This is a genomic window from Streptomyces sp. HNM0574 (assembly GCF_012726235.1).
Taxonomy (GTDB): Bacteria; Actinomycetota; Actinomycetes; order Streptomycetales; family Streptomycetaceae; genus Streptomyces.
In genome coordinates, this window is sequence record NZ_JAASAH010000001.1 from 201,540 (window position 1) to 214,710 (window position 13,171).

Annotated in this window: 10 protein-coding genes; 4 read left to right on the top strand and 6 right to left on the bottom strand. The window is 73.8% G+C overall.

Annotation, left to right across the window (positions count from 1 at the left end):
• The first annotated feature begins 6 nt into the window (after nt 1–6).
• On the top strand, nt 7–1,545 hold the full coding sequence (locus tag HCC30_RS00795) for a glycosyltransferase family 39 protein (RefSeq protein ID WP_169439976.1): 1,539 nt from the start codon (nt 7–9) through the stop codon (nt 1,543–1,545).
• A gap of 56 nt (nt 1,546–1,601) precedes the next feature.
• Nucleotides 1,602–2,279: an AIM24 family protein gene (locus HCC30_RS00800; RefSeq protein WP_169439977.1), complete on the top strand. Its 678-nt coding sequence runs from the start codon at nt 1,602–1,604 to the stop codon at nt 2,277–2,279.
• 104 nt (nt 2,280–2,383) lie between these two features.
• Here the strand turns inward: HCC30_RS00800 and HCC30_RS00805 are convergent, their stop codons facing one another.
• The 5 genes from HCC30_RS00805 to HCC30_RS00825 form a co-directional block, all read right to left on the bottom strand.
• Entirely contained in the window at nt 2,384–4,513 is a 2,130-nt protein-coding gene (locus HCC30_RS00805) for a 3-hydroxyacyl-CoA dehydrogenase NAD-binding domain-containing protein (protein WP_169439978.1), read from the bottom strand.
• A complete protein-coding gene (locus HCC30_RS00810) occupies nt 4,510–5,730 on the bottom strand; it encodes an acetyl-CoA C-acyltransferase (RefSeq protein WP_169439979.1) in 1,221 nt (406 codons plus the stop codon). The genes HCC30_RS00805 and HCC30_RS00810 overlap by 4 nt, the downstream gene beginning before the upstream one ends.
• Nucleotides 5,731–5,938: 208 nt before the next feature.
• A complete protein-coding gene (locus tag HCC30_RS00815) occupies nt 5,939–7,210 on the bottom strand; it encodes a ribonuclease D (protein ID WP_169439980.1) in 1,272 nt (423 codons plus the stop codon).
• An 88-nt stretch (nt 7,211–7,298) separates the two neighbouring features.
• Nucleotides 7,299–7,973, bottom strand: a complete 675-nt coding sequence (locus HCC30_RS00820; RefSeq protein WP_169439981.1) for a response regulator transcription factor — start codon at nt 7,971–7,973, stop codon at nt 7,299–7,301.
• Nucleotides 7,974–8,305: 332 nt separating this feature from the next.
• The gene (locus HCC30_RS00825) at nt 8,306–9,016 is read right to left on the bottom strand and encodes a DUF3000 domain-containing protein (RefSeq protein ID WP_169439982.1); all 711 of its coding nucleotides are present in this window, start codon (nt 9,014–9,016) and stop codon (nt 8,306–8,308) included.
• Between the two features lie 167 nt (nt 9,017–9,183).
• Between HCC30_RS00825 and hemE the strand changes: the two genes are divergently transcribed.
• Nucleotides 9,184–10,251, top strand: coding sequence for a uroporphyrinogen decarboxylase (gene hemE, locus HCC30_RS00830; protein ID WP_169439983.1), 1,068 nt, complete (start codon nt 9,184–9,186; stop codon nt 10,249–10,251).
• An 18-nt stretch (nt 10,252–10,269) separates the two neighbouring features.
• Here the strand turns inward: hemE and HCC30_RS00835 are convergent, their stop codons facing one another.
• The gene (locus HCC30_RS00835) at nt 10,270–11,667 is read right to left on the bottom strand and encodes an FAD-dependent oxidoreductase (protein ID WP_169439984.1); all 1,398 of its coding nucleotides are present in this window, start codon (nt 11,665–11,667) and stop codon (nt 10,270–10,272) included.
• A gap of 89 nt (nt 11,668–11,756) precedes the next feature.
• Between HCC30_RS00835 and hemG the strand changes: the two genes are divergently transcribed.
• A complete protein-coding gene (gene hemG, locus HCC30_RS00840) occupies nt 11,757–13,166 on the top strand; it encodes a protoporphyrinogen oxidase (protein ID WP_169439985.1) in 1,410 nt (469 codons plus the stop codon).
• Nucleotides 13,167–13,171 lie beyond the last annotated feature (5 nt).

The window sequence follows — 13,171 nt, forward strand, 5'->3', positions numbered from 1 at the left end:
GGGGCCATGCCGCAGCCGCGTCCCTCCTCCGAGTCGCTGCGTCCGCGCGCGGGAGCGGGACTGCCCGCGCAGCGCGCCCGGACGGGCACCCGGAACCGGGACGAACGCTGGCCCGGCGGGGACGGACCGTTCTGGCCCCGGCTGCTGCCCCTCCTCGCGCTGCTGACCGTCCTCACCCGGCTGCCCTCCCTCGCCCGCCCGGTGTGGAACCCGGACGAGGGCTTCCTCGCCACCCAGGCCCGCCGGCTCGCACACGGCGGCTCCCTCTACGACACCGTCGTCGACCGCAAACCGCCGCTCCTTCCGCTGCTGTACGAGCTGGCGTTCGCGCTGTTCGGGGACGGCTCGCTGTGGCCGCTGAAGGCCCTGGCCGCCGGCGCCGTCCTCGCCGGCGCGGTGCTCGCCGCCTCGCTGGCCCGCCGCCGGTGGGGCGAGCGCGCGGGCCGGATCGCGGGCGTGCTGTACGTGACGGCCTCGGTCGGCCTCAACCCGGAGGACACCCAGGCGGCGACCTTCGAGGTGTTCATGCTGCCCTGGACGGTCGCCGCCGTCTGGTGCGCCGACCGCGGGAGATGGACCCGCGCGGGGCTCTGCGTGGCGGCCGCCGCGCTCTCGAAGCAGACCGGCGGCGCGGCGCTGGTCCCGGTGCTCGCGCTGCTCTGGCAGCACCGGGCCCTGCCGCGCGCCTGGGCGAGGACCCTCGCCGGTGCGGCACTTCCCGTGCTCGCCGCCGCCCTCGCCTACGGCGTCGGCGACTTCCTCTACTGGACGGCGACCGGCTCGGGCGACTACCTCTCGGCCGAGGGCTCCGGGCTGCGCGCGCTCGGACGCGCCCTCGCGAGCGCGGGGGTGCTCACGCTCGCCTGCGCGCCCGCGCTGTACGCCCTCGTGCACGCCGTCCTGGTCCGCCGCGAGCGGCTGCCGGGCACCGCCGACGTCTGGCTGTGGCTGGCGAGTTCGGCCGGCGCCGCGACCGTCGGCTTCCAGTTCTACGGGCACTACTTCCTCCAGCTCGTCCCGCCCCTGGCGCTGCTCGGCGCCGCGGCCCTGGACACCCTGCGGCCCCGCGCCGTCACCACGGCGCTCGCCCTCACCGGCGCCCTCGCCACCGCCTTCACCGCCTGGGGCCTGGCCGCGCCCCGCGACGAACTCGACCACCAGCAGCGCCTCGCCGCCGTCGTCCGCGCCCGCACCGCGCCGGACGACACCGTCCTGCTGTGGGGCATGCACCCGGAGGGCTACTGGTTCTCCGGGCGCACTCCCGCCTCGCGCTACCTCACCGCCGGCTTCCTCACCAACTTCAGCGGCGGGCGCGGCGGTTCACGCGTCGGCGAGGAGCACGCCATGCCGGGCGCCTGGCAGCACCTGCGCGGCGAACTGCGCCGCAACCCGCCCACCCTGATCGTCGACGACTCCCGAGGCGCCCCCTACGGCCCCGCACACCTGCCCACCCTCCGCACCCACCTGAAGCACCACTACGCCCCGGAGACCACGGTCGACGGCGCGGTGCTGTACCGGTACACGGGGTCGGCCACCGGGCGCTGACGCCGCGCTGACGCCGCGCGGTGACGGAGCGCGGGGCTCCGGGGGAGCATGGGGGCATGCAGAGCGATCTCTTCAAGGACGCGTACCTGGCGCAGCCGGCCACGGCACCGGGGATGTCCCTCCAGAACGGCAAGTCGATCAAGTACGCGGTGAACGGCGAGTGTTACGCGCGGCAGGGCGCCATGGTGGCCTACCGGGGGGACCTCCGGTTCGAGCGGCAGGGCCAGGGCGTCGGCGGCTACCTCAAGCGCAAGGTCACCGGCGAGGGACTGCCGCTGATGGCGGTGCGCGGCCAGGGCGAGGCGTGGTTCGCGCACGAGGCGGCGAGCTGCTTCACCGTCGACCTGGCGCCCGGCGACGCGCTCAGCCTCAACGGCCGCCACGTCCTGGTCTTCGACGCCTCGCTGTCCTACGAGGTCTCCATGGTCAAGGGCGCCGGGATGACCGGCGGCGGCCTGTTCAACAGCGTCTTCACCGGCCACGGCAGGCTCGGGCTGACCTGTGAGGGCGAGCCGATCGTGATCCCCGTGAGCCCGCAGGCCCCGGTCTACGTGGACACCGACGCCGTCGTCGGCTGGAGTGCCCAGCTGCGGACCTCGCTGCACCGTTCGCAGAGCGTCGGCTCGATGCTGCGCGGCGGCTCGGGTGAGGCGGTCCAACTCTGCCTGGAGGGCGAGGGCTTCGTCATCGTCCGCCCCAGCGAGCAGCAGCCGCAGACGGGCTCGGCCTCCTGACGGACCCGCCCCGGGAAACACCGCGGGCGCCCGCCCGCACCGAAGTGGTGCGGACGGGCGCCCGGTACCGTCCGGCGGCCTGACCGTCCCGCCGAGGACGGGCCTTACGCGGGGACGCTGGCGACGCCCTGCTCCAGGAAGCGGCGGCCAACCGCGCGCTCGCTGACGCCCTCGCGGTCCAGGTACGGGGTGATCCCGCCCAGGTGGAAGGGCCAGCCGGCGCCGGTGATCAGGCACAGGTCGATGTCCTGCGCCTCGGCGACGACGCCCTCGTCCAGCATCAGGCCGATCTCCTGCGCGACCGCGTCCAGCACCCGGTCCTTGACCTGCTCCGCGGTCAGCGGGCGCTCGCCCTGCTTCAGCAGCGCGGCGACCTCGGGGTCGAGCGTCGGGACGCCCGAGTCGTGGACGTAGAACCCGCGCTTGCCGGCCTTGACGACGGCGGCGAGGTTCTCCGAGACCTTGAAGCGCTCGGGGAACGCGCCGTGCAGCGTCTCGGAGACGTGCAGGCCGATGGCCGGGCCGACCAGCTCCAGCAGCACCAGCGGCGACATCGGCAGACCGAGCGGCTCGACGCCCTTCTCCGCGACGTCGACGGGGGTGCCCTCGTCGATCACGTTCTGCACCTCGCCCATGAAGCGGGTCAGGATGCGGTTCACGACGAACGCCGGGGCGTCCTTGCACAGGACGGCGGTCTTCTTCAGCTTCTTCGCGACGCCGAAGGCCGTGGCCAGCGAGGCGTCGTCGGTCTGCTCGCCGCGGACGATCTCCAGCAGCGGCAGGATCGCGACGGGGTTGAAGAAGTGGAAGCCGACGACCCGCTCCGGGTGCTTCAGCTTCGACGCCATCTCGGAGACGGACAGCGAGGAGGTGTTGGTGGCGAGGATCGCGTGCTCCGGCACGACGGCCTCGACCTCGGCGAACACCTGCTGCTTGACGCCCATCTCCTCGAAGACGGCCTCGATCACGAAGTCCGCGTCCCCGAAGCCCTCGGCCTTGTCGAGGGAGCCGGTGACCAGGGCCTTGAGGCGGTTCGCCTTGTCCTGGTTGACGCGGCCCTTGAGGAGCAGCTTGTCGATCTCCTCGTGGACGTAGCCGACGCCCTTGTCGATCCGGGCCTGGTCGATGTCGGTCAGCACGACCGGCACCTCCAGCCGCCGGGCGAAGAGCAGCGCCAGCTGCGAGGCCATCAGACCGGCGCCGACGACACCGACCTTGGTGACCGGGCGGGCCAGCGACTTGTCCGGCGCACCGGCGGGACGCTTGGCGCGCTTCTGCACCAGGTTGAACGCGTAGAGCCCGCTGCGCAGTTCGTCGCCCATGATCAGGTCGGCCAGGGCCTTGTCCTCGCCCTCGAAGCCCTGACGCAGGTCGCCGGACTTGGCCTTGGCGATGATGTCCAGCGCCCGGTAGGCGGCGGGAGCGGCGCCGTGCACCTTGCTGTCCGCGATCGCCCGGCCGCGCTCGACGGCCTGGTCCCAGGCCTCGTCGCGGTCGACCTCGGCGCGGACGACCTCGGTCTCACCGGCGAGGACGGAGGCCGCCCACAGCAGGGACTGCTGGAGGAAGTCGGCACCGTCGAACAGCGCGTCGGCGATGCCCAGTTCGTGCACCTGGGGGCCCTTGAGCTGCTTGTTCTGGTTGAGCGAGTTCTCGATGATGACCTTCACGGCGCGGTCGGCGCCGATCAGGTTCGGCAGCAGCGCGCAGCCGCCCCAGCCGGGGACGAGGCCGAGGAAGACCTCGGGCAGCGAGAAGGCCGGGACCGCCTTGGAGACGGTGCGGTAGGTGCAGTGCAGACCGACCTCGACGCCACCGCCCATCGCGGCACCGTTGTAGAAGGCGAAGGTGGGGACACCCAGGTCCGCGAGGCGGCGGAAGACGGCGTGCCCGCCCTGGCCGATGGCCAGCGCGTCCTCGTGCCGCTTCAGCGCCTCGACGCCCTTGAGGTCGGCGCCGACGGCGAAGATGAACGGCTTGCCGGTGATGCCGGCGCCGGTGATCTCGCCGGCCTTCGCCTCCTTCTCGACCTGGTCGATGGCGATGTTCAGGTTCGCCAGCGAACCGGGCCCGAAGGTGGTCGGCTTGGTGTGGTCGAAGCCGTTGTCCAGGGTGATCAGCGCGAAACGCCCGGCGCCCTTGGGCAGGTCGATGTGGCGTACGTGCGCCTCGGTCACGACCTCGTCGGGGAACAGCTGGGCCGCGCCCTTCAGCAGCTCTGTGGTGCTCGTCACTTGCCTGCCCCTTCGAAGTGCGGGTTCTCCCAGATAACGGTTCCGCCCATGCCGAAGCCGACACACATGGTGGTCAGCCCGTAGCGGACGTGCGGCTGCTCCTCGAACTGCCGCGCCAGCTGCGTCATCAGACGCACGCCGGAGGAGGCCAGCGGGTGGCCGTAGGCGATGGCGCCGCCGTACTGGTTGACCCGCGGGTCGTCGTCGGCGATGCCGTAGTGGTCGAGCAGGGCCAGCACCTGGACGGCGAAGGCCTCGTTGACCTCGAACAGGCCGATGTCGTCGATGGACAGGCCCGCCTTGGCGAGCGCCTTCTCCGTCGACGGGACGGGGCCGATGCCCATGACCTCGGGCTCGACGCCGGCGAACGCGTAGGACACCAGGCGCATCTTGACCGGCAGGCCGAGCTCCTGGGCCACGTCCTCGGCGGCGATCAGGGAGGCCGTCGCACCGTCGTTGAGGCCGGCCGCGTTGCCCGGGGTGACCCGGCCGTGCGCGCGGAACGGGGTCTTCAGCCCGGCGAGGCTCTCCAGCGTGGTGCCGGGACGCATCGGCTCGTCGGTGGTGGCCAGGCCCCAACCGGTCTCGCCGCCCTCGGCGTTGGTCCGGCGCACGGACACCGGCACCAGGTCGGACTGGATCTTGCCGTCGGCGTACGCCTTGGCGGCCTTCTCCTGGCTGCGTACCGCGTACTCGTCCGCGCGCTGCTTGGTCAGGTGCGGGAAGCGGTCGTGCAGGTTCTCCGCCGTCATGCCCATGAACATGGCGGACTGGTCGACCAGCTTCTCCGAGACGAAGCGCGGGTTCGGGTCGACGCCCTCGCCCATGGGGTGACGGCCCATGTGCTCGACACCGCCCGCGAGGACGACGTCGTACGCGCCGAAGGAGACCGACCCGGCGGTGCTGGTCACCGCGGTCATGGCACCGGCGCACATGCGGTCGATGGAGTAGCCCGGCACAGTCTGCGGCAGCCCGGCGAGGATGCCGGCGGTGCGGCCGATGGTCAGGCCCTGGTCGCCGATCTGCGTGGTCGCCGCGATCGCCACCTCGTCGATGCGCTCCGGCGGCAGGTCCGGATTGCGACGGAGCAGCTCGCGGATGCAGTTGACGACGAGGTCGTCGGCGCGGGTCTCGTGATAGATGCCCTTGGGGCCCGCCTTGCCGAACGGGGTACGGACGCCGTCGACGAAGACGACATCCCTAGCGGTACGAGGCACGTTGGCTCTCCTCCAGGTGCGGTGCAGGTACGCCGGACGGCGCGCTTCCCACCGCCATGCTACCCGCGGGTAACTGCGGTGCAAGGGCCGCCCGCACCAAGGGGTACAGGTCACACCGCGCACGCCCCCGCGCACACGACGGCGGGGGTGCGGCAGACCCGTGACCGGTCTCCCGCACCCCCGCCGGGTGCCCCTCGCGCCGCCGCGCCTACTCGGCCGGCGCCGCCTTGCTCAGCGCCTCCGTGAGCAGCGGCGCCGTCTGCTCGATCTGCCACTGCCGGGCGCCCAGCGCCCGCAGCGCCTCCTCCACGTGCCCGGGCGTCGACTCCGCCGGCGGCTGCCAGCACAGCCTGCGCACCGTGTCCGGCGTCAGCAGGTTCTCCTGCGGCAGGTTCAGCTCCTCGGCCCGGCCCGTCACCGCGGCCCGCGCCGCGGTCAGCCGCGCCGCCGCCGCCGGGTCCTTGTCCGCCCAGGAACGCGGCGGGGGCGGCCCGTTCAGCTGCTGGCCCTGCTGCGGCAGCGCCGAGTCGGGCAGTGCCTTCGCGCGGTCGACCGCGGCCTGCCACTGCTCCAGCTGCTTGCGGCCCATCCGGTGCCCGTACCCGGGCAGCGCGGAGAGCGCCTGCGCGTTCGCCGGGACCTTCAGCGCGGCCTCGATGATCGCCGCGTCCGTCAGCACCTTCCCCGGCGAGACGTCCCGCCGCTGCGCGATCCGGTCCCGCGCCGTCCACAGCTCCCGTACGACCGCCATCTGACGCCGCCGCCGCACCTTGTGCATGCCGGAGGTGCGGCGCCAGGGGTCCTTGCGCGGCGGGGGCGGCGGCGCGTCCGCGATGGCGGCGAACTCCTGGCGGGCCCAGTCGAGTTTGCCCTGCCCGTCCAGCTCCTCCTCCAGCGCGTCCCGCAGGTCGACGAGCAGCTCGACGTCCAGCGCCGCGTACCGCAGCCACGGCTCCGGCAGCGGCCGGGTCGACCAGTCGACGGCCGAGTGCCCCTTCTCCAGCGCGAATCCGAGCACCTTCTCGACCATCGGGCCCAGGCCGACGCGGGCGAACCCGGCCAGCCGTCCGGCGAGTTCGGTGTCGAACAGCCGCCGCGGCACCATGCCTATCTCCCGCAGGCACGGCAGGTCCTGCGTCGCGGCGTGCAACACCCACTCGGTACCGGCGAGCGCGTCGCCGAGCCCGGAGAGGTCGGGGCAGCCGACGGGGTCGACCAGGGCGCTGCCCGCGCCCTCGCGGCGCAGCTGGATCAGGTAGGCGCGCTGCCCGTAGCGGTAGCCGGAGGCGCGTTCCGCGTCGACGGCGACCGGGCCCCGGCCTGCGGCGAATGCGGCGGTGACCTCCGCGAGTCCGTCGGCGTCCGCGGTCACCTCGGGGATGCCCTCACGGGGCTCCAGGAGAGGGACCGGCGCCGGACCGGAGTCCTCGGAGGGAGCCTGAGCTGCGTTTGCGGGTGCGGTCTCTTGGGCGTCGGTCACCGGTCAAGGGTATCTGTGTGTCCTGCATGCGGAATGCCCGCCGACGGAACGTTCCGTCGGCGGGCATCTGAGCAGGGGTTGAACTCGGTCAGTGAATGATCCCGGTGCGCAGTGCGACGGCGACCATCCCGGCACGGTCACCGGTGCCGAGTTTGCGGGCGATACGGGCGAGGTGGCTCTTGACGGTGAGCGCGGACAGCCCCATGGAAACGCCGATCGCCTTGTTCGACTGGCCCTCCGCCACCAGCCGCAGCACCTCGACCTCACGGCCGGACAGCTCGCGCTGGCCGCCGGGGTGGCCGGGGCCGCCGGGCCCGCCGCCGGGACGGCGCTGCATGCGCGCGGCCGCGGCGCCGATGGGCGCGGCACCTCTGCGGGTGGGCATGGCACCGAGGTTGTTGCGGGTGCCGGTGACGACGTATCCCTTGACGCCGCCCGCGAGGGCGTTGCGCACGGCGCCGATGTCGTCGGCCGCGGAGAGGGCGAGGCCGTTGGGCCAGCCCGCGGCACGGGTCTCGGACAGCAGGCTGAGGCCGGAGCCGTCGGGGAGATGGACGTCGGCCACGCAGATGTCGCGTGGGTTGCCGACTCGGGGACGGGCCTCCGCGATCGACGACGCCTCGATCACATCGCGCACCCCGAGAGCCCACAGATGGCGGGTCACGGTGGAGCGGACTCGGGGGTCGGCAACGACGACCATGGCCGTCGGCTTGTTCGGGCGGTAGGCGACCAGGCTTGTGGGGTGCTCGAGGAGAACAGACACCAGGCCTCCTGAGGGGGTGGCTGAAACGGGGCCGACCGGACTCCGGAAAATTCGGGGCGAGTCGGGGCGATCCGTATGGAAGGGTCACAGGTTCCTTCGGCAGCTCCTCCGCCGGGCTTTAGGGAGTGATCACGAATCGGTGACCCGGCCGTCCGGAACCGGAAACGCGTGCGACCTGCCGTGCGGAGCACGACAGGTCGCGGGTGGGAGGGGTGTGCGCGGGGCGCCGGGCGACGGCGCGGGAACGGCACGGATTTCGGCCGGATTCCGACGGTGCGCGGAGCGGGAGCGGCGCGGGGGAGAGGTGCGGCCGCGTGCCGGGGCCGGTGCGGTCAGAGACTCCGCGGGCCGCGCCGCTGCGGCAGCTGCACGACGGCCGTCCGGTGAGCGGGTGCGCCGGGTTCCCCGGGCTCGCCGCGTTCCGGCGGGAACCCGGCGCACTGGCAGAGCAGTTCGCACCAGGCGGCCAGGTGCCCGGCCACGTCCGGCACCTCACCGCCGTCGCCCGTGACGGGGGTCCAGCTGGCGCGGAGTTCCAGCTCCGAGCGGGGCGTGCGCTCGGCGAGGCCGCCGAAGAAGTACGAGCCGGAGCGGGTGACGGTGCCGCTCGGCTCGCGGTAGGCGAGCCCCTGCGACTCCAGGGCGCCGGTCAGCCAGGACCACGTCACCTCGGGCAGCAGCGGATCGGTGGCCAGCTCCTGTTCGAGGTCGGCGCGGGAGAGGGTGACGACGCGGAACGTGCCCTGCCACGACTCCTGTCCGTCCGGATCGTGGAGCAGGACGAAGCGGCCGTCGGCCAGCTCCTCCGCGTCCTCCGGGTCCTCCGCGCCCCGCTCGTGCGGGGCGGTCACCGATGCCTCCAGCGCGTACGCGAAGGGCGCGAGCCGTTTGGGCGCGGGCATCGCGCCGAGGGCCACCTCCGGGCGGGTCCGTGCGTTCTTCAGGGCTTCGACGGCCTGCCGGAACGGGAGCGGTACGGCGTCCCCGCCCGCTCCCTCCGCGCCGTCGTCGCCTTCCGTCTTCTGTGGTCGTGCCGCTGCCATGGCGGAAGATTAGGCCGAAGCGGGGGTGCGCGGCGGGAGGGACACTCGTCCTCGGCCGCCGCGGACGCGGTCGCGGGCGCGCACCGATCGAAACCGGCCGACCGCCCGGACCCCGGCCGGGGAAGGGGGCGGAACGGGGCCCGGACGGGGCGTGGGAGACTTCTGGCGTGAGCGCCAACGACCGCCCGACGGGCCAGCCGACGACCCCGCAGGAATCCGCCTTCCTCAAGGCGTGCCGCCGTGAACCCGTGCCGCACACACCGGTGTGGTTCATGCGTCAGGCCGGCCGCTCACTGCCCGAGTACCGGAAGCTGCGCGAGGGCATCGGCATGCTCGACTCGTGCATGCGCCCCGACCTCGTCACCGAGATCACCCTCCAGCCCGTCCGCCGGCACGGCGTCGACGCGGCGATCTACTTCAGCGACATCGTCGTCCCGCTCAAGGCCATCGGTGTCGACCTCGACATCAAGCCGGGCGTCGGCCCGGTCGTCGAGAAGCCGGTGCGGACGCGCGGTGACCTGGAGCGGCTGCGTCCGCTGGAGCCCGAGGACGTCGCTTACGTCACCGAGGCCGTGCGGAACCTGACGGGTGAGCTCGGCGGCACGCCGCTGATCGGCTTCGCGGGCGCCCCGTTCACGCTCGCCAGCTACCTCGTGGAGGGCGGCCCGTCCAAGAACCACGAGCACACCAAGGCGCTGATGTACGGCGACCCGCAGCTGTGGGCCGACCTGTGCGACCGGCTCGCCGTGATCACCTCCACCTTCCTGAAGGTGCAGATCGAGGCGGGCGCCTCGGCCGTGCAGCTCTTCGACTCCTGGGCGGGGGCGCTCTCCCCGGAGGACTACCGCCGTGCGGTGATGCCCGCCTCGGCGAAGGTCTTCGAGTCCGTCGCGGGCTACGGCGTCCCGCGCATCCACTTCGGCGTCGGCACGGGCGAACTGCTCGGCGCCATGGGCGAGGCCGGGGCCGACGTGGTCGGCGCGGACTGGCGCGTCCCCATGGACGAGGCCGCGCGCCGCGTCGGCCCGGGCAAGGCCGTGCAGGGGAACCTCGACCCGGCGGTGCTGTTCGCGCCGCGCGAGGCGGTCGAGACCCAGGCGCAGCGGGTGCTGGACGCGGCCGCAGGCCTGGAGGGCCACATCTTCAACCTCGGCCACGGCGTCCTCCCGGACACCGACCCGGAGGCGCTCACCCACCTCGTCCGGTACGTCCACGAGCGGACCGCGCGCGGCTGAACCGCCGCCCGCGCGGGGTCAGTCGGCGTCCTCGCGTACCGCCGCCGTCGCCTTCCTGGCCGCGACCAGGACCGGGTCCCAGACGGGGGAGAACGGCGGCGCGTACCCGAGGTCCAGGGCCGTCATCGCCTCGACGGTCATGCCCGCGGTGAGCGCGACGGCGGCGATGTCGACGCGTTTGCCCGCGCCCTCGCGGCCGACGATCTGGGTGCCCAGCAGCCTGCCGGTGCGGCGCTCGGCGAGCATCTTCACGCGCATCGTCGCGGCCTTCGGGTAGTAGCCGGCGCGGCTGGTGGAGTCGGCCGTCACCGTGACGAACCGCAGCCCCAGATCGGCGGCCTGACGCTCCAGCAGGCCCGTCCTGGCGATCTCCAGGTCGCACACCTTGCTCACGGCGGTGCCGACGACGCCGGGGAAGGTGGCGTAGTCGCCGCCGATGTTCGCGCCGATGATCTGCCCGTGCTTGTTGGCGTGCGTGCCGAGCGCGATGTGCCGGGTGCGTCCTGAGACGAGGTCGAGGACCTCGACGCAGTCGCCGCCGGCCCAGATGTGCTCGTGCCCGCGCACCCGCATCGCCAGGTCCGTCAGCAGCCCCCCGGACTCGCCCAGCGGCAGCCCCGCCTCCCGCGCGAGCCCGGTCTCGGGGCGGACGCCGAGGCCGAGGACGACGACGTCCGCCGGGTACGTGGCCGACTCCGTGCGCACGGCGTCGGCGCGGCCGTCCGGTCCGGTGCGGATGCCGGTGACGGCCGCGCCGGTGACGACCTCGATGCCCATGCCGTCCATCGCCTCGTGCACCAGCGTGCCCATGTCGGGGTCGAGCGTGGTCATCGGCTGGGCCGCGCGGTCCAGGACGGTGACCTGGAAACCGCGCTTGACCAGGGCCTCCGCCATCTCCACGCCGATGTAGCCGGCGCCGACGACCACCGCGCGGCGGGCCCGCGGGCCGAGCCCTTCGAGGGTGTCCAGCAGGGCCTGGCCGTCGTCCAGGGACTGCACGCCGTGCACGCCCGGAGCGTCGATGCCCGGCAGGCCGGGGCGCAGGGGCCGGGCGCCGGTGGCGATGACCAGGTCGTCGAAGTCCGTCCACTGCCCGGCCGCTTCGGCTCCGCCGGACGCGGGCCCGGTGCGTACGCGGCGGCGTTCCGGGTCGATCGCGGTCACCTCGGTGTGCAGCCGCAGGTCGATGCCGCGCGCGCGGTGCTCCTCGGGGCTGCGCGCGATGAGCGCGTCCCGCGAGCCGACGTCCCCGCCGATCCAGTACGGGATGCCGCAGGCCGAGTACGAGGTGAAGCCGCCCCGTTCGAAGGCGGTGATCTCCAGCTCGTCCGGGCCCAGCAGCCTGCGTGCCCGGGACGCCGCCGCCATCCCCGCCGCGTCCCCTCCGATGACCACGAGCCGTCGTGCTGCCGCCATGCCGTCCGCTCCCGTCGTCCGGTGTGTCCCGTCGCGGCCCCACGCTATGCGGCCGCCGGGCTCCGGTGGGCCGATGAGAGGGTGGACGTATGCATGTGATCGTGATCGGCGGTGGCATTTCCGGGCTCGCCGCGGCCCAGCGGCTCCTCACCGGCGGCGCGGAGGTGACGCTGCTGGAGGGGTCCTCGCGGCTCGGCGGCAAGCTCCTCGCGGGGGACGTCGCGGGCAGCGCCGCCGTCGACCTCGGCGCCGAGTCGATGCTGGCCCGCCGCCCCGAGGGCGTGGACCTCGCGCGGGCCGCCGGGCTCGGCGACGCCTTGCAGCCGCCGACGACGGCGAGCGCGTCGATCTGGTCCCGCGGCGAGCTGTGTCCCATGCCGAAGGGCCACGTCATGGGCGTCCCCGGGGACCCGGCCGCGCTCGGCTCGCTGCTCTCGCCCGAGGGTGTCGAGCGGATCGGGCAGGACGAGGAACTGCCGCGCACCGAGGTGGGCGAGGACGTCACCGTCGGCGGGTACGTCGCCGGCCGGCTCGGCCGCGAGGTCGTCGACCGGCTCGTCGAGCCCCTGCTGGGCGGGGTGTACGCGGGCGACGCGTACCGGATCTCGATGCGGTCCGCCGTGCCGCAGCTGTTCGAAGCGGCCGCCGGGGAGCGGTCGTTGCTGGCCGGGGTGCGCGGCATCCAGGAGCGCGCGGCCCGCAACGCGGCGACGGGCCCGGTGTTCATGGGCATCGAGGGCGGCATCGGACGGCTGCCGCTCGCGGTCGCCGACGCCTGCCGCGCGGCCGGGGCCGACATCCGCACCGGCGTGACGGCGCGTTCGCTCACCCGCGCCGGGGACGCGGCGGGCGGCCCCGTGCGGTGGCGGGTGGCCACCCAGTCGGGCAGCGTGCTGTCCGCCGACGCCGTCGTCGTGGCGCTGCCCGCGCCGCAGGCCGCGCGGCTGCTGGCGGACGAGGTGCCCGCCGCTGCCGAGGAGCTGTCCGCGATCGAGTACGCGTCGATGGCGCTGATCACGATGGCCTTCCGGCGCGCGGACCTGGAGTCGGTGCCGGTCGGCAGCGGCTTCCTGGTGCCGCCGGTGGACGGGCGGACGATCAAGGCGGCCACCTTCTCCAGCAACAAGTGGGGCTGGGTCGACGCGCAGAACCCGGAGCTGTTCGTCCTGCGCACCTCGGTCGGCCGGTACGGCGAGGAGCGTCAACTGGAGCGCGAGGACGGCGAGTTGACCGAGGTCTCGCTGCGCGACCTGCATGCGGCGATCGGGCTCACGGCCCGCCCCGTGGACAGCGTCGTCACCCGCTGGAACGGCGGCCTGCCGCAGTACCCGCTGGGGCACACGGCGCGGGTCGGGCGCATCCGCGCGGCCGTGGCCGGGGTGCCGGGTCTTGAGCTGTGCGGCGCCGCGTACGAGGGCGTCGGCATCCCCGCGTGTGCGGGCGGCGGCCGGCTGGCGGCCGAGGCCACCCTCGCGTCGGCCGGTCCGGGCGGCGAGTGAGAATA

Excerpts from the sequence above, each read along its gene's own strand:
- HCC30_RS00795 (WP_169439976.1), top strand. The coding sequence starts at position 7 with ATGCCGCAGCCGCGTCCCTCCTCCGAGTCGCTGCGTCCGCGCGCGGGA.
- HCC30_RS00800 (WP_169439977.1), top strand. The coding sequence starts at position 1,602 with ATGCAGAGCGATCTCTTCAAGGACGCGTACCTGGCGCAGCCGGCCACG.
- HCC30_RS00825 (WP_169439982.1), bottom strand. The coding sequence starts at position 9,016 with ATGGCAGCGGCACGACCACAGAAGACGGAAGGCGACGACGGCGCGGAG.
- hemG (WP_169439985.1), top strand. The coding sequence starts at position 11,757 with ATGCATGTGATCGTGATCGGCGGTGGCATTTCCGGGCTCGCCGCGGCC.
- HCC30_RS00835 (WP_169439984.1), bottom strand. The coding sequence starts at position 11,667 with ATGGCGGCAGCACGACGGCTCGTGGTCATCGGAGGGGACGCGGCGGGG.